Here is a 15,576-nt window from a genome sequence, read left to right on the forward strand (position 1 = left end):
GCTTAAACGTCCTCAATCCTCGGCGGGCAGGTGGGTGTACACGGTGGAGCCGGTCGGGAGAGTTCTCCCCCGACCGGCTCCATGGTAGGCGTTAACTCAATTGACCGGGCTCAGGCCAGTCGGATCAGGCCATAGTCGAACGCATGCCGTCGGTAGACGACAGAGGGCCGATCCGATTCCTTGTCATGGAACAGGAAGAAGTCGTGGCCGACCAGTTCCATCTCGTACAGAGCGTCGTCGACGCTCATCGGCGCTGCGGTGTGCACCTTGGTTCGCACGACCTGACCTGGGCCGTCGGGCGGCTCGGTCTCGGATTCGAGCGACAGGTCGGGCGAGATCGCCAGGGAATCGTCCTCGGCGAGGACCGCGGTGGCCTCTGCTACCGAGACCGGTGTCTTGTCGCCGTAGTGGACGCGGCGCCGATCCTTGGTACGGCGCAGTCTGCTCTCCAGCTTGGCGGTGACGCCCTCGAATGCCGCGTAGAAACTGTCGGCGGTGGCCTCAGCCCTGGCGACGGGGCCCTTGCCCCTTGCGGTGATCTCGACGCGCTGGCAGCTCTTGGCCTGGCGTCGATTGCGCTCGTGATAAAGCTCCACGTCGAAGAGGTAGATCGTGGGATCGAAGCGCTCGAGCCGAGCCAGCTTCTCTGAGACATACACACGGAAGTGGTCGGGGACCTCGACATTGCGGCCCTTCACCACAATGTCGGCGCGCGGGCCGTCAGGCTGCCCGGCCGAGTCCGTCTCTTCTTCGAAAAAAACCGAGGCTTTTGAAGGGTTCGTCACGGTACCTCCAGGTTACGGCCGAGTCACCGCGGTGACGGTCGGCGGGTGATCTGCGCCGGGAGGGGACCGCCCGGCGCCAGGTTTGGGGTATCACCTCCCACCCGTGTCGTCGGTTGTGTTGGCGACGCTAGTCCGAGTTGGACGCGAGTGCCAGCGTTCTCCCCGATTGATTCATGCGGCGCCGATCACAAGCACGGCATCGACGCTGACGCCGCTCCCGGCGAGGGCCCGGACGGACTCCGAGACCGTCGCCCCTGTCGTCAGAACGTCGTCGACGAGAACCACGCAAGAAGACCGGGCGGTTCGCGAACCCGGTGTCGCGATGATCCGGCCCGACAGGTTCTCGATGCGCGACCGCGCCGAAAGACCGACCGAATCCTGAACTCCCCGAGCAAATTTCAGCATGGGCGCCACCGTGACCGATTCGGGCGACAGCGCCGCCGCCGCCGCGAGCGCCGCCCGGGTCACCGGATCTCCCCCACGTGCCCGCGCGGACCTCGCCCGGGTCGGCGCCGGCACCAAGGCCAATGCGGCGAGTTCCGACGGGTCGATCTCGCCGAGTTCCCGGAGCCTCCGCAGGGCGCCGGCCAATGCGTGCCCGAGCGGCCTCGCCAGGTCCCTGCGTCCGCGCTCCTTTGCGGCGATCACCGCTCCGCGGCGCGGACCCGTGTACCGCCCCAGCGCCCAGGCGGGAACCCCCGGATCGAACCGGGGCGCGAGCCGGACCGGGTCGGCCGACAGCTCCGCCCGGCACCGGTCACACCAGTCGGTACCCGCCACCCCACAGCCGCCGCACTCACGGGGCAGGATCAGGTCGACGAGCGCGCGCATGCACCGCAGTGTGCACCCGCGCTACGACAGTCAGCCCGGCAGCACGGGCGTGGCCTTGACCCCGGTCAGTCCCGGCACCTCACGCCAGTACCTGTCGCCTGCCGGGTCGTTGTTGTTCAGCTGGAACACCCCGCGCGCGTCGCCGACGTACACCGTCGTCGGGGAGGCGTCGACGGAGTCGACCGGCGAGGTCAGGTTCCGGCTCGGCAGCGCGTCCATCCGGGAGCCGTCCTGCGACACCATGACCACCGGGATCTCGGACGCCGCCCGCACCACCACCACGGAGTCGCCGCCGCTCCAGTCCAGCGCCACCGCCGGGCTGCCGAGACCGACCGCGGCGGGCCGCGGGTTCACCAGCTGGTAGTGACCGTCCGGATTCCGCTCGACGGTGGTCACGTACACCTTGCCGTCGACGATGATCGCCGCCCGCACCCCGTCCCTCGACAGCCGCAGTTCGGTGATCGACGCGCCCAGCCCCCCGATCGCGCTCGAATCGACGGGCTGAACGGACAGCTGGCCTGCCGGGTCCCGCTCCGCGCGGATCACCCTGGAACCGTCCACCACCGCCCAGACGGATCCGCTGTCGGGCGACCAGGTCGGCCTGGTGATCGAACCGCCCTGGAGGAGCGGCACCGCGTCACCTTCGATCGGGCCCGCCATCAGCGTCCGAACCGTCCCGGAGGCCTGTCCGGAGGCCGACACGCCCGCGGCCCACTTACCGTCGCGGGACAGCGCGATCGACCGGAGGCTCGTCGCCGAGCCGAAATAGCCGGGCCTGGGCAACACGCCGGTATCGGTGACACTGACCAACGCCCCGTCGCGCAACGCGTTCAGGCCCACGGCCGCGCTCACCGAGGCGGTCGGGTTGGTCGAGGCGACATCGGTGGTGCTCCACCCCTGCGGGAACCGCTCATCGAGCGGCTTGCCGTCCGCGAGCAGCACGTACGGCCCCGAGATCTCGGCGTTGGCGAGGGTCCACACGACCTGCGCCGCGAGCAGCTCGCGCTGACGCTGGTCGAGTCCCTGCGCGCCCTGGAAGTCGATGCGGACGCCGCCGAACCCGATGCCGACGCCCTCGGTCCTGCCATCGGCCTTGGTGACCGGTGCGCGCAGCGACAGGTTGGCGAGCTCGTTCCCGACCGCGTTCGCCAGCACCGACTTGGGACCGGCGATCAGCAGGTCCACGAGCCGCTCCGGGAGGTTCTCCTGGCGGGCCGGAATCCAGCGCAGGTCGGGCACGACCATGTTCCCGCCGGGAGCCGGGAAGTACAGGGCGTTGCGCTGATAGGTCTTGAGGAACTGCGGCCGGTCCATGATGACGCCGGGCGGGAGTTCGTCGATCCGCCACTGGCCGTCGGTCCTACGCAGGTGGATCTTGGCCTCGAAGTTCCCCTCGGTCGCCTGAAAGGACCCGCCGGGCTCGAGCTGACCGACCTTGTTCGCACGAATGGTGAAGGTGGCCGTGTCGCCGGTGCGTTGTTCCGGGAGCACGTCCACCTTGTCGACGATGGTCGCGCTCGCGGCATCGTCCCATCGCTCCGCCGCGGCCGGGGTCAGGAACTGGCGCGCCGCAGCATGCCGGTTCACGGGGTCCGTGCTGGCCGCGAAGAAGTCCCGCAGCAGCAGGTCCGGCTCGCGGCCCGGCGTCGGCACCGGCACCTCCCCTGTGACCGGGCTGGGCGCGATGGTGCCGATCGCCTGTGGGGTGGACGAGTCGGGGAGGCTGGCACAGCCGGCCAGCACGAAAACCGACGCCAGCGCCGCGGCAATCCGGACCTTCATGGCCGCTCCCTGAGCATCGGCACGCTGCTCGCCTCATCGGGGTCGAGCGACTCGCTGCGTACCTCGAGTCCGTCGTCGGATCGGGCGGTCCCCGGAATCGGCTGTCCCTGAGCGTGTTTGCGGGTCGAGGGCTTGAGCGGAAGCGGGCTGCTGGTGATCTTGTGGCCGCGCACCAGGGGCAGCGTCAACCGGAAACACGCCCCCTGTCCCGGCTCGCCCCACGCCTCGAGCCTGCCGTCGTGCAGCCGCGCGTCCTCGAGGCTGATCGCCAGGCCCAGCCCGGTACCACCGGAGCGGCGCACCCGGGACGGATCCGACCGCCAGAACCTGTTGAACACCAGCTTCTCCTCGCCCGGGCGAAGTCCGATCCCGTGATCCCGCACGATGAACGCCGCGGCGTCGGCGTCCGCGCGCAGCCGGAGCAACACCGGCTGTCCTTCGCTGTGGTCGATCGCGTTGGCGAGCAGGTTCCGCAGGATGCGCTCGACCCGTCGGGGATCGACGGACGCGATCACCGGCTCGTCCGGAAGATCGAGGATCAGCTCGGTCGAGGATTCGCGGGCGAGGTGACGGATCGTCGACACCGCGGCCCGCGCGCTCATCCGCAGATCCAGTTGCTCGTTGGACAATTCGGCGACGCCCGCGTCGTGGCGGCTGATCTCCAGCAGGTCGTTCAGCAGCGACTCGAACCGGTCCAGCTCGGCGACGAGCAGCTGGGAGGAACGGCGCATCGCCGGATCCAGGTCCGCGCTGCCGTCGTGGATCAACTCCGCGGCCATCCGCACGGTGGTCAGCGGGGTCCGCAGCTCGTGGCTGACGTCCGAGGTGAACCGCTTCTGGAGGTTGCCGAACTCCTCGAGCTGGGTGATCTGTTTGGACAGGCTCTCCGCCATGTCGTTGAACGAGACGGCCAGCCTGGCCATGTCGTCCTCGCCACGGACCGGCATCCGCTCCTTGAGCCTGCCGTCCGCGAAACGCTCCGCGATCCGCGATGCCGACCGGATCGGGAGCACCACCTGCCGGGCGACGAGCATCGAGATCGCGGCCAGTAACACCAACAGCACCGCGCCGCCGATGAGCATGGTCCCGCGCATGAGCGACAGGCTCTTCTCCTCGGCCGCCAGCGGGAACACCAGGTACAGCTGCAGGCCGGCGACGTCGGTCGACGCCGGGCTGCCGACGATCAGCGCCGGACCGGAATACCCGTCCGGATCCGCAACCGTCGCGAACTGGTAGCTGACCTGATCCTTCCTGACGAACTCCCTGAGGTTGCCGGGGATCTGCTCGATCGGACCGCTGGACTCGGTTTGACGCGGCGGTTCCGCCGGTGCCACCAGCACGGAGTCGAAGGTGCCCGCCGCGCCCGACGCCGTGCCCGCATCGCTTTCCCGGTTCGTCAGCGCCGCACGGGCCTGATCGAGCTGGGTCTCGAGCGAGGTGCTGTCGTCGGCTCCCGCCAGCTCGCCCTGCACCGTGGCCCTGGCCCGGTCCATCTCCTCGGTGGCGGCGGTGATCTTCGCCTCGAGCAACCGATCGGTGATCTGGCTGGTCAGCACCACGCCGAGAATGGTGATGACCACCAGTGACAGCGTCAGGGTCGAGACCACGACCCTGAGCTGCAGTGAGCGCCGCCACAGGTGCCCGAGCGAATGACTCAGTTCCCTACAGCGGCGCAGCAGCGGCGTGAACGTTCCGTTGATACGCCGCCGCGTACGAGAGAAACGGATCACGGCGGTCCGGCCTTGTAGCCGACCCCCCTGACCGTGAGCACCACTTCGGGATTCTCAGGATCGGTTTCTACCTTCGCGCGCAGGCGCTGGACGTGCACGTTGACAAGGCGGGTGTCGGCGGCGTGGCGATATCCCCACACCTGCTCGAGCAGGACCTCGCGGGTGAAGACCTGGCGGGGCTTGCGGGCCAGGGCGACGAGGAGGTCGAACTCCAGCGGGGTGAGGGCGATGAGCTGGCCCTCACGGGTGACCTTGTGCGCGGGCACGTCGATGACGATGTCGGCGATGCTGAGCAGCTCGGCCGGCTCGTCCTCGGTACGCCGCAGCCGGGCCCGTACCCGGGCCACGAGCTCCTTCGGCTTGAAGGGCTTCATGATGTAGTCGTCGGCACCCGACTCGAGTCCGAGCACCACGTCGACGGTGTCCGTCTTCGCGGTCAGCATCACGATCGGGACCCCGGAATCGGCACGCAGCACCCGGCACACGTCGATGCCGTTCATCCCCGGCAGCATCAGATCCAGGAGCACCACCAGGTCGGGCCGGATCTCTCGGACCGCGGTCAGCGCCTGCGTGCCGTCCCCGACGACGAAGGGCTCGAAGCCCTCCCCACGGAGCACGATGGTGAGCATCTCGGCCAGAGCCGTGTCGTCATCGACAACCAGAATGCGTGGCTTCATATCCCTATCGTGTCATCTCAGGACGCCGGAACCCGTCGTTGCGTGAGGTCCGGCGCAGTGTGTCGTCATATCCACTGTGCCAGATCCGCGGCGAGTGCCGCCGGATCGACGTCCGGGTCGAGCCGCTTCCAGCTCGAGACCCACTCCTGTTGAGCCAGTCCCCGGTACACCGCACCGGTCCTGGTCTGCAGGTCCGAGTCCCGCTCGTAGGCGTCGAGTTCGCGGGTCGAGTCGGACGCCTCCCTGGCCAGCGCCCGCGCACGCGCCAGCTCGACGGGCACGTCGAGCAGCATCTGCAGCGCCGGTCGCGGCAGTCCGAGACGCTCGAACTCCAGCTCGCGCACCCACTCGACGAACTCGCCGTCCGGCCCCTGCCGCAGCCGCGCCGCCCCATAGGCCGCGTTGGAGGCCACGTACCGGTCGAGCAACACGATGTCGTGGCGCTCGAGCAGTTCCGTCAGTTCCGCCACCGCGCCGCCGCGGTCGAGCGCGAAGAGCACGGCCATCGCGTTGACCGACCCGGCCATGTCGCCGTGCGCCCCCTTGAGCGCCTCGGCCGCGAGATCCGCATGGATCGAGGCGCCGTAGCGGGGGAAGGTACGCACCGCGACGCGGACGCCGGCCGACGTGAGCTCGGAGACGAGCTTGTCGACCAGCGTCCGCTTGCCCGCGCCGTCGAGACCCTCCAGCGCGATCAGTGTTCCCACTGCGGTGTTGCTCAGTACCGGTAGTGCTCGGGCTTGTACGGGCCCTCGACGTCCACGCCGATGTACTCGGCCTGGTCCTTGGTGAGCTTGGTCAGGGAGCCACCGAGTGCCTCGACGTGGATCTTCGCGACCTTCTCGTCCAGGTGCTTGGGCAGCCGGTAGACCTCGTTGTCGTACTCGTCCGGCTTCGTCCACAGCTCGATCTGCGCGATGACCTGGTTGGAGAAGCTGTTGCTCATCACGAACGAGGGGTGGCCGGTGGCGTTGCCCAGGTTCAGCAGGCGTCCCTCGGACAGCACGATGATCGAGTGGCCGTCGGCGAACGTGAACTCGTCGACCTGCGGCTTGATGTTGACGCGGGTGACGTCGGCGGCCCGCTCCAGGCCCGCCATGTCGATCTCGTTGTCGAAGTGACCGATGTTGCCCAGGATCGCCTGGTGCTTCATCTGCTTCATGTGCTCGAAGGTGATGATGTCCTTGTTACCCGTCGAGGTGATGACGATGTCGGCCCAGCCGATCGCCTCCTCCACGGTCTTGACCTCGAAGCCGTCCATGAGCGCCTGCAGGGCGTTGATGGGGTCGATCTCCGTGACCGCGACCCGGGCACCCTGGCCGCGCAGGGCCTCGGCGCAGCCCTTGCCGACGTCGCCGTATCCGCAGACCAGCGCCGCCTTGCCGCCGATCAGCACGTCGGTGCCGCGGTTGATGCCGTCGAGCAGCGAGTGCCGGGTGCCGTACTTGTTGTCGAACTTGCTCTTGGTGACCGAGTCGTTGACGTTGATGGCCGGGAACGTCAGCTCACCGGCGGCCGCCACCTGGTACAGGCGGAGCACGCCGGTGGTGGTCTCCTCGGTGACGCCCTTGACGGACTCCGCGATCGTGGTCCACTTGGACTTGTCGGCCTCGAGCGACTTGCGCAGCAGCGCGAGGAACACCTTGTACTCGTCGGAGTCGTGCTCGTCGTCGGTGGGCGGCACGACGCCCGCCTTCTCGAACTGCGCACCCTTGAGCACCAGCATGGTGGCGTCGCCACCGTCGTCGAGGATCATGTTCGCGGGCTCGCCCGGCCAGGTGAGCATCTGCTCGGCCGCCCACCAGTACTCCTCGAGCGTCTCGCCCTTCCAGGCGAACACGGGGATGCCCTTGGGCTCCTCGGGGGTGCCGTGCGGGCCGACGACGATCGCGGCCGCGGCGTGGTCCTGGGTGGAGAAGATGTTGCACGACGCCCAGCGGACCTCGGCACCGAGCGCGGCCAGCGTCTCGATCAGCACGGCGGTCTGGATCGTCATGTGCAGCGACCCGGAGATGCGGGCACCCTTGAGCGGCAGGACCTCGGCGTACTCACGACGAAGGGCCATCAGGCCCGGCATCTCGTGCTCGGCGAGACGGATCTCCTTGCGGCCGAACTCGGCGAGCGAAAGGTCCGCCACCTTGTAGTCGATTCCGTTGCGGGTATCCGCCTCGAGCTTGTTCTCAGACACTGAGGTCGTCATCTGCCTCTCCTGGTTGCCGATATCTCGGGTAAGGCTATCGGGTTTCCTTCCGGGGCGGGCGCGCGAGTTATGCCTCGGTCGCGCCGACGATCGCCTCGATGAAGGGCACGAAGATCCGGGCCAGGTCCTCGGCCACGTTGCGATCGGAATCCGGTGGCATCGAGATGTAGCTGATCGCCAACCTGACGATTCCCCGGCTGAGGATCCCGGCCTCGTCAGGCGAGGCCTGAATCCAGCTGCGCTCCAATGTTTCCGCGAGCCTGGCCGAGGCGTGGTCGAGCAGCGGGGCACTGTCGGTGGTGATCAGGCGCAGCAGATCCGGCTTGGCCTCACCGGTGAGCAGCGACTGGACCAGCGGATCGGAGGCACTCTGCTGGAAGAACGTGGTGAACGCCTCGACCAGGGCCACGTGCGGCCGGCCCGCGTTGCCGTAGATGGAGTCCTCGATGGCTCCGACGAAGCGGTCCGCCAGCTGCAACGCGTACGCCTGCGCGAGGCCCTGCCTGGACTTGAACTCGTTGTAGACGGTCTGCCTGCTGACCCCGGCTCCGGCCGCGACGTCGGTCATGGTCACCTCGGACCAGTCCTTGACCGACAGCAGGTCCCGCATCGCGCCGAGAACCGAATCCCGCAGCAGCGTACGGGTCGCCTGTTGGAACGGGATTCGGTTCGTCGGTGCCATGGTGGCGAGAGTGGCAGCAAGCATCCTGGCCGTCAAACAGGGACCCGCTGACTCAACGCCGTCAGGTCCTGGCTCTCGTCCGCCAGGAGCGCCGGGTCGATCGTCGGGTGCCCGCCGATCAGGACCCGCGCCGCGCGGAGGTCCTTGGGCCGACCGAGGGTCACCGCGCCGACCAGGCGGCCTGCCCGCCGCGCGAGCAGAGTGAAGTCACGCCCGGCGATGCTGCCCCGAACGACGGTGTCGTCGTCCGCCTGTGGCCACCCCGCGATCTGGAGATTGAGCCCGTACTGCGAGGACCAGCACCAGGGCACCTCAGGTGCCGGTGCCGGCGATGCGCCCTCCATACCCGCGAGCATCGCGCGCGCGGCGGCGGCGCCCTGCGTCTGCGCGGAGTTCCAGTGCTCGGTTCGATGCCGACCGCCCAGCACGAGGTTCGGACAGTTGGCCACGTCCCCGGCCGCGTACACACCCGGCTCGGAGGTGGCGTAGCCCTCGTCCACCACGATCCCGTCCGCGGTGGCGAGCCCGGCCCGCTCCGCGAGGAGCGTGTTCGGCACCATTCCGACGGCGAGCAGCGCCGCGCCCGCGGACCACACTCTCCCGTCGGCGGCGGTGGCGCGGACCCCTCCGGCGCCGTCCGAGGCGAGCCCGGTGAGCCGCACCGAGGTGTGCAGTGCCACGCCCTGTTCGCGGTGGATCTGCTCGTACAGCTCGCCGACCTGCGGCGGGAGTACCCGATGCAGCGGCGCGGGTGCCGCTTCGAGCATCGTCACCTCGGCGCCGAGACCGCGGGCGGTGGCGGCGACCTCGGAACCGATCAGGCCCGCCCCGATCACCAGGATCGAGTTCGTCCGTTCGATGGCGGCGCGCAGCGGTGCCACGTCGTGCATCGACCGCAGCGCCATCACGGCGTCACCGGCCGAGTGCTCGAGGCCGCGGGCCCGGCCGCCGGTCGCGAGGAGCAGCGCGTCGTACGGCAGCTCCTCGCCCGTGTCGAGCCGGACCGTGCGTGCGGCCACGTCGATCGAGATGACGGCGACCGACACGCGGAACTCGATCCCGCGCTCGTTCCAGTAGTCGGCGCCGCGGAGCCGGGCCTTCTCCGCGGGCATCGTCCCCAGCAACAGGTCCTTCGACAGGGCGGGCCGACGGTACGGATGCGCGGGCTCGTCGCCGATCACGGTCACCGCGCCCGAGAAGCCCTCGGACCGTAGCGTTTCGGCAGCGGTGATCCCGGCGATCCCGGTGCCCACGATCACGATCGAGCTCACGAGCGGGCAACCTCGACCATCTCGAAATCGGCCTTGGCGGCGCCGCAGTCGGGGCAGCTCCAGTCATCGGGGATGTCGTCCCAGCGGGTGCCGGGCGCGATACCGTCCTCGGGCCACCCCAGCTCCTCGTCGTACTCGAACCCACACTGGACACAGCGGTAGAGCTTCATCACGCAGTCCTCTCGAAGTCGATCTTCTCCCGCACTCCACAGTCCGGGCAGCACCAGTCGTCGGGAACCGAGTCCCATGCGGTGCCGGCCGGGAATCCTTCTCTCGGAGCACCTTTCAATTCGTCGTAGACGTAGTCACACACCGGGCACTGGTAGGCAGCCATGATCACGCCGCCCCGTAGCGGGCGAGGATCCGCTCACGCTTGGCGGGCTGGACGTTCACCCGGGTGATGTCGCCGTCGTAGTGGTCGAGGACGCGCTTGTCCATCACCTTGCGCCAGACCGGCGGGAAGTACGCGAGGGAGATCATGCTGGCGTATCCGCTCGGCAGGTTCGGCGCGCCGTCCATGCTGCGCAGCGTCTGGTAGCGCCGCGTCGGGTTCGCGTGATGGTCGCTGTGCCGCTGCAGGTGGTACAGGAAAATGTTGGTGCAGATGTGATCCGAGTTCCAGCTGTGCACAGGGGCGCAGCGCTCGTAGCGGCCGCTCGCGGTCTTCTGACGAAGCAGTCCATAGTGCTCGAGGTAGTTCACGGTCTCCAGCAGCGAGAAGCCATAGACAGCCTGCAGCAGCAGGAAGGGCAGCACCTCCCAGCCGAACCCGGCGACGAGCGCGACGTACAGGACGACCGACATCAGCCAGGCGTTGAGCACATCGTTCTGGATGCTCCACGTGCTCTTGCCGAGGCGCTCCATGCGGGTCTTCTCGAGCTCCCACGATGACTTCAGGCTGCCCCACACGCTGCGCGGCAGGAAGGACCAGAAGGTCTCGCCGAATCGGGCACTGGCCGGATCCTCCGGGGTGGACACGCGGACGTGGTGGCCGCGGTTGTGCTCGATGTAGAAGTGCCCGTAAAAGGTCTGGGCCAGGGTGATCTTGGACAGCCACCGCTCGAGTTCGTCCTTCTTGTGGCCGAGCTCGTGGGCGGTGTTGATACCGATTCCGCCCATCACGCCGATGCTGAGTGCGAGTCCGATCTTGGAGGCGAGCCCCAGCCCGCCCTCGATGCCGAGCCAGGCGAGGTTGTCCGCGGTCCAGAGGTAGCAGGCGAACACCAGGCTCGCGAGCTGGAACGGGATGTAGACGTACGTGCAGTACCGATAGTACTTGTCGTTCTCGAGCTGCTCCATCACCTCCTCGGGCGGGTTCTGCCCGTCCGGCCCGAAGAAGATATCGAGCACCGGCAGCAGCCCGTACACGAGGATCGGCCCGATCCACCACCACACCGGCGAGACCGCGGACCAGCCCAGGTTGTTGAACCCCCAGACCAGTGCGGCCGCGAGGAAGACGGCGGTCGGCGGGATCAGCCCCAGCAGCCACAGATGCCGCTTCTTGTCTCGCCACTGCTCGGCGGGTGCCTGCGCCCCCGGATCGACCTGCATTGCCACGACTGCCTCCTCTGCGGCGGGGCCCACGACTGTGAGGTGAACCACGTAGATATGGACGATATGCCACATTGCGTCTCGTGTCTATACAAATCGTCTGATTTGTACACGAACTAAGGTGAGGTTTACCAACATTCTTGAGAGAAAGAGGTGCGGCGTGGCGTCAGCCATGAACCGTCGAGCCATCCTGTCCATCGGCCTCGTGGCCGTCGCCGGAATCGCAATCGGTTGCAGCGGGCAGTCCGATGAACCGTCCGGCGCCGGGGGCGCAGCGAGCGCCGAACCCGGCGAACTGCCGGTCACCCTCGAGCACGCATACGGGTCGACCACGATCAGCGAGACCCCCCAGCGGATCGCCGCAGTCGGCATCGGCGACACCGATGTCCTGCTCTCCCTCGGCATCACCCCGGTCCTCGTCCCAGCATGGAAGGGGTCGGTCGACACCGGCATCGGGGCATGGGCCCAGCCGAGTCTCGACGGGGCCGCCGGGCCCCCGGTCCTGGCCAACGCCGTCGCCGACTTCGACGTCGAGGCGGTCGCCGCGGCGGCACCCGACCTGATCCTCGCGGTGAACAACGCCATCGACGAGGACGAGTACCGCAAGCTCGGCGCCATCGCGCCGACCGTGCTGCACGCCCCCGACCAGACCGACTGGATGCTGCCCTGGCAGGACGTGACCACCCGGATCGGCGCGGCCGTCGGACGCCCGCAGGCCGCAGCCGAACGGATCGCGTCCGTCGAGAACGCCTTCGCCGCCGCCCGCGCCGACAACCCGCAGTTCGCAGGCAGGTCCGCGATCCTCGTGCGTGCCATGCCCAACGACACGTTCCGGGTCTACAGCCCGACCTCCGCGCGCGGCCAGATGCTCACCGAGCTCGGCTTCACGATGCCCGCGCAGTTGCGCGACCGATTCGGTGACGCGCTCTACACCGACGTGTCGGCGGAGAACCTCGCCCTTCTCGAGGCGGACCTGCTGGTGATCGACAACTACGACGCCTCGAGTGAGCGGCTGAACGCGCTGCCGACCTTCACCGCACTGGACGTGGTGCGGAGCGGACGCATGGTCGGGCTCGATGCTGTGACCAGCGATGCCGTGTCCATGCCGAACCCGCTGACGATTCCGTTCGTGGTCGACGACCTGCTCGAACGGATCAGCCGGACATCGATCGGCTGACCCGCGCCCGGGACATCCACCACCAGATCCCGACCGCCGCGGCGGCGACCACCGCGGCCAGCGTCCACCAGGGCGCGGCCGCGGACAGGTTGCCATCGTCGACCCCGTCGTAGAGCACGCCGACCCCGAGTGAACCGAGAAGGGTCAGCATTCCACCGACGGTGTTGAGCATCCCGAAATGCGAGCCCAGGTTGCGCTCGCCCGCGAGGACGCCGATGGTGTCGCGCATCGGGGGCACCATCAGCATCTGCCCCAGGTGCAGCGCCACCACCCACGACGCCAGCCCGGCCGGCCCCGGCGCGACCACAGGGAAGACGAACGACGCGGCGATGGTGGCCATGCCGAGCGTGATCGCGGCCCGGTGACCGAGCCGGTTCGCAAGGGCCACCATCGGCGCCTGCCCGACGATCACCAGCACCGCGGAACCCGTGAAGAACCACCCGAGCGCGGCCTGCGATCCGGTCGCCCGCTCCAGCTGTTCGGGCAGCATCAGGTAGAGCTGGTTGTAGGCGAGCAGTTGCACACCGCACAGCGCCACGAAGACGAGAAACCCGCGGTTCGCGAGGACCGATCGCCAGACCTCATGCAGACTCGAGGACCCCGCCCGGTCGTGGGAGGTCGACGCGTCCGCGGGCAGCCAGCGCGCGAACATCACGCCCAGACCCGCGAACAGGACCGCGGCGGACACCGCGGTCCACTCGAAGGGCACCCCGAGCAGCAGCGCCCCGAGGGCAGGCCCGACCACCGTGCCCAGTCGGCTGCACATCTGCTCGATACCGAACAGTTCGGTACGCCGGATCACCCCGGCCTCCTCCAGCCCCCTCCCGTAGGCGGCGTTCGCGGCCTCGACCGCAGGGGCGAACAGCGCCGCGGCCAACCCCACCAGGACCACGCCGACGATCATCGCGGCCAGCGTCGACGCGACGCCGAGCACCACGAACCCGACCACGCGGATCGCGATGCCCAGCAACACCATCGGCCGCACGCCGAACCTGTCGGCCAGGCTGCCACCGACGAAGAACATGCCCTGCTGACTGAACGTCCGCAGCCCGAGGACGAGGCCGATCGCCCAGCCCGCCAGGTGCAGGTCCTGGGCCAGGTGCACCGCGAGGAAGGGGACGACCAGGTAGAAGCCGATGTTGAACAGGATCATCGAGACGAGGATCAGGCGCACCGGCGCGGGCAAGGTGCGTGCCGTCCGGAACGCCCGGCCAACGGGGTCGAGCGGTCGGGCGCGCAGCACGAGAGGTCAGCCTAGTCGGCCAGGGTCAGAGCCCGACCCCGCCAGGCCCCTCGGGGCCGCCGAGGTGACCGAGCGCCTCGGCCTCCACTCCCGGCTTCGGGGTGGCCCGTAGGCCCACCATCGAATGCCGGTATCCGTACAGGAAGTAGACGACGATGCCGATGGCCATCCAGACGACGAAGCGGATCCAGGTCTCCACCGACAGGTTGAGCATCAGCCACAGGCAGGCGAGCACCGCGAGGATCGGGACCACCGGCACCAGCGGCACCTTGAAGCCGCGAGGCAGGTCGGGCCGCGTGCGACGCAGGATGATCACCCCGACACACACGAGCACGAACGCGAAGAGGGTGCCGATGTTGACCATCTCCTCGAGCGTGCCCATCGGGAAGAAACCGGCCAGCACGGCCGAGACCACGCCGACGATGACGGTGATCCGCACCGGGGTCCCGTGCGGGCCGGTGTGCGCCAGCTTCCTCGGCATCAGTCCGTCCCGGGACATCGCGAACAGCACCCGGGTCTGACCGAGCAACATCACCAGGACGACCGTGGTGAGACCGGCGAGGGCGCCCAGGTTGATCACCCACTGAGCCCAGGTGATTCCGTGGATCTCGAATGCCGTTGCCAGGGTCGAGTTCTCCCCCGCGAGATCGGTGTACTTGACCATTCCGGTGAGCACCAGGGTCACCGCGACGTACAGGACGGTGACGATGGCCAGCGATCCGAGGATGCCCCTCGGCAACGACTTCTGCGGATTCTTCGTCTCCTCTGCCGTGGTGGCCACGACGTCGAATCCGATGAACGCAAAGAAGACCAGGCTGGAGGCGGCGAGCAGGCCGTACCAGCCATAGGTGCTGCCGCCCGCGCCCGTGAGGTAGGAGAAGAGCGACTGGTGGATGCCCTCGCCGGTGTCACCGGGCTCCGACGGCGGGATGTACGGCGAGTAGTTGTCCTTGCTGATGTAGAACGCACCGACCACGATCACCAGCAGGACGACACCCACCTTGATCCCGGTGATGACGGCGGAGACCCGGGACGACAGCTTCGTCCCGGTCGCCAGGATCACCGTCAGCGCCGCGATCAGCAGCACCGAGCCCCAGTCGAAGTCGACCGGCCCCAATTCGACGACGGTCGATCCCTCGGCGCCGATCACGTTGCCGAGGTACAGCGACCACCCCTTGGCCACCACCGAGGCGGCCAGGGCGAATTCCAGGATCAGATCCCAGCCGATGATCCACGCGATGAACTCGCCGAAGGTGGCGTAGGAGAAGGTGTACGCGCTGCCCGCGACCGGGACTGTCGAGGCGAATTCCGCGTAACACAGCGCGGCCAGGCCGCACGCGATGGCGGCGAGCACGAACGCGAGTGAGACCGAGGGCCCTGCGACGTTGCCCGCGGTGCGCGCGGTCAGCGTGAAGATGCCCGCACCGACCACCACCGCGACGCCGAAGACCGTCAGGTCCCAGGCCGTCAGATCCTTCCGGAGCTTGCTGTCCGGCTCGTCGGTGTCCGCGATCGACTGCTCGACCGACTTCGTTCTGAAAATCCCGGATCCCATCGCTGCCTCCTCGTGAGGGAATGCGGCAAGCCTATTGCGCCGGGCACGCCTCACACGAGTTTCGCCGCCCTGGCGCGCCGGTCGCGAGGCCG

At 68.5% G+C, this 15,576-nt stretch carries 15 protein-coding genes; 1 reads left to right on the forward strand and 14 read right to left on the reverse strand.

Going from position 1 to position 15,576, the window contains the following annotated elements; genetic code table 11:
• Positions 1–110 precede the first annotated feature (110 nt).
• The 12 genes from hpf to BR31_RS0106080 all read right to left on the reverse strand — a co-directional run bounded on the left by hpf (position 111) and on the right by BR31_RS0106080 (position 11,509).
• Positions 111–785, reverse strand: coding sequence for a ribosome hibernation-promoting factor, HPF/YfiA family (gene hpf / locus BR31_RS0106030; RefSeq protein WP_027500182.1), 675 nt, complete (start codon positions 783–785; stop codon positions 111–113).
• Between the two features lie 171 nt (positions 786–956).
• The gene (locus BR31_RS0106035; RefSeq protein WP_027500183.1) at positions 957–1,616 is read right to left on the reverse strand and encodes a ComF family protein; all 660 of its coding nucleotides are present in this window, start codon (positions 1,614–1,616) and stop codon (positions 957–959) included.
• Positions 1,617–1,646: 30 nt separating this feature from the next.
• Positions 1,647–3,398, reverse strand: coding sequence for an MtrAB system accessory lipoprotein LpqB (lpqB, locus tag BR31_RS0106040; protein ID WP_027500184.1), 1,752 nt, complete (start codon positions 3,396–3,398; stop codon positions 1,647–1,649).
• Positions 3,395–5,128: an MtrAB system histidine kinase MtrB gene (gene mtrB / locus BR31_RS0106045; RefSeq protein WP_027500185.1), complete on the reverse strand. Its 1,734-nt coding sequence runs from the start codon at positions 5,126–5,128 to the stop codon at positions 3,395–3,397. Before mtrB ends, lpqB begins: the two co-directional genes overlap by 4 nt.
• Entirely contained in the window at positions 5,125–5,805 is a 681-nt protein-coding gene (mtrA, locus tag BR31_RS0106050) for an MtrAB system response regulator MtrA (RefSeq protein ID WP_027500186.1), read from the reverse strand. The genes mtrB and mtrA overlap by 4 nt, the downstream gene beginning before the upstream one ends.
• Positions 5,806–5,870: 65 nt before the next feature.
• Positions 5,871–6,512 (reverse strand): dTMP kinase, encoded by a 642-nt coding sequence (locus BR31_RS0106055; RefSeq protein ID WP_027500187.1) that lies wholly within the window; start codon positions 6,510–6,512, stop codon positions 5,871–5,873.
• Positions 6,513–6,523: 11 nt separating this feature from the next.
• Positions 6,524–8,005 carry an adenosylhomocysteinase gene (gene ahcY, locus BR31_RS0106060; protein WP_027500188.1) on the reverse strand — a complete coding sequence of 494 codons (1,482 nt, stop codon included), beginning with the start codon at positions 8,003–8,005 and terminating at the stop codon, positions 6,524–6,526.
• A 67-nt stretch (positions 8,006–8,072) separates the two neighbouring features.
• Positions 8,073–8,711, reverse strand: coding sequence for a TetR/AcrR family transcriptional regulator (locus tag BR31_RS0106065; RefSeq protein WP_081830341.1), 639 nt, complete (start codon positions 8,709–8,711; stop codon positions 8,073–8,075).
• 8 nt (positions 8,712–8,719) lie between these two features.
• A complete protein-coding gene (locus BR31_RS0106070; RefSeq protein ID WP_027500190.1) occupies positions 8,720–9,958 on the reverse strand; it encodes an NAD(P)/FAD-dependent oxidoreductase in 1,239 nt (412 codons plus the stop codon).
• Positions 9,955–10,128 (reverse strand): rubredoxin, encoded by a 174-nt coding sequence (locus BR31_RS0106075; RefSeq protein WP_027500191.1) that lies wholly within the window; start codon positions 10,126–10,128, stop codon positions 9,955–9,957. The genes BR31_RS0106070 and BR31_RS0106075 overlap by 4 nt, the downstream gene beginning before the upstream one ends.
• Positions 10,128–10,292, reverse strand: a complete 165-nt coding sequence (locus tag BR31_RS30950; RefSeq protein ID WP_072752452.1) for a rubredoxin — start codon at positions 10,290–10,292, stop codon at positions 10,128–10,130. The genes BR31_RS0106075 and BR31_RS30950 overlap by 1 nt, the downstream gene beginning before the upstream one ends.
• 2 nt (positions 10,293–10,294) lie before the next feature.
• Positions 10,295–11,509: an alkane 1-monooxygenase gene (locus BR31_RS0106080; protein WP_037175721.1), complete on the reverse strand. Its 1,215-nt coding sequence runs from the start codon at positions 11,507–11,509 to the stop codon at positions 10,295–10,297.
• A 172-nt stretch (positions 11,510–11,681) separates the two neighbouring features.
• On the opposite strand from BR31_RS0106080, the gene BR31_RS0106085 reads away from it, so the two are divergent.
• Entirely contained in the window at positions 11,682–12,686 is a 1,005-nt protein-coding gene (locus BR31_RS0106085) for an iron-siderophore ABC transporter substrate-binding protein (RefSeq protein WP_037175723.1), read from the forward strand.
• On the opposite strand, the gene BR31_RS27560 is transcribed toward BR31_RS0106085, so the two are convergent.
• Together BR31_RS27560 and BR31_RS27565 are read right to left on the reverse strand one after the other, a co-directional pair.
• A complete protein-coding gene (locus tag BR31_RS27560; RefSeq protein WP_231496393.1) occupies positions 12,664–13,929 on the reverse strand; it encodes an MFS transporter in 1,266 nt (421 codons plus the stop codon). The genes BR31_RS0106085 and BR31_RS27560 overlap by 23 nt on opposite strands.
• A 25-nt stretch (positions 13,930–13,954) precedes the next feature.
• Entirely contained in the window at positions 13,955–15,484 is a 1,530-nt protein-coding gene (locus BR31_RS27565; RefSeq protein ID WP_051637002.1) for an amino acid permease, read from the reverse strand.
• Positions 15,485–15,576: the final 92 nt, after the last annotated feature.

This window comes from Rhodococcus sp. UNC363MFTsu5.1, assembly GCF_000686785.1.
GTDB classification, from domain to species: domain Bacteria; phylum Actinomycetota; class Actinomycetes; order Mycobacteriales; family Mycobacteriaceae; genus Rhodococcus_G; species Rhodococcus_G maanshanensis.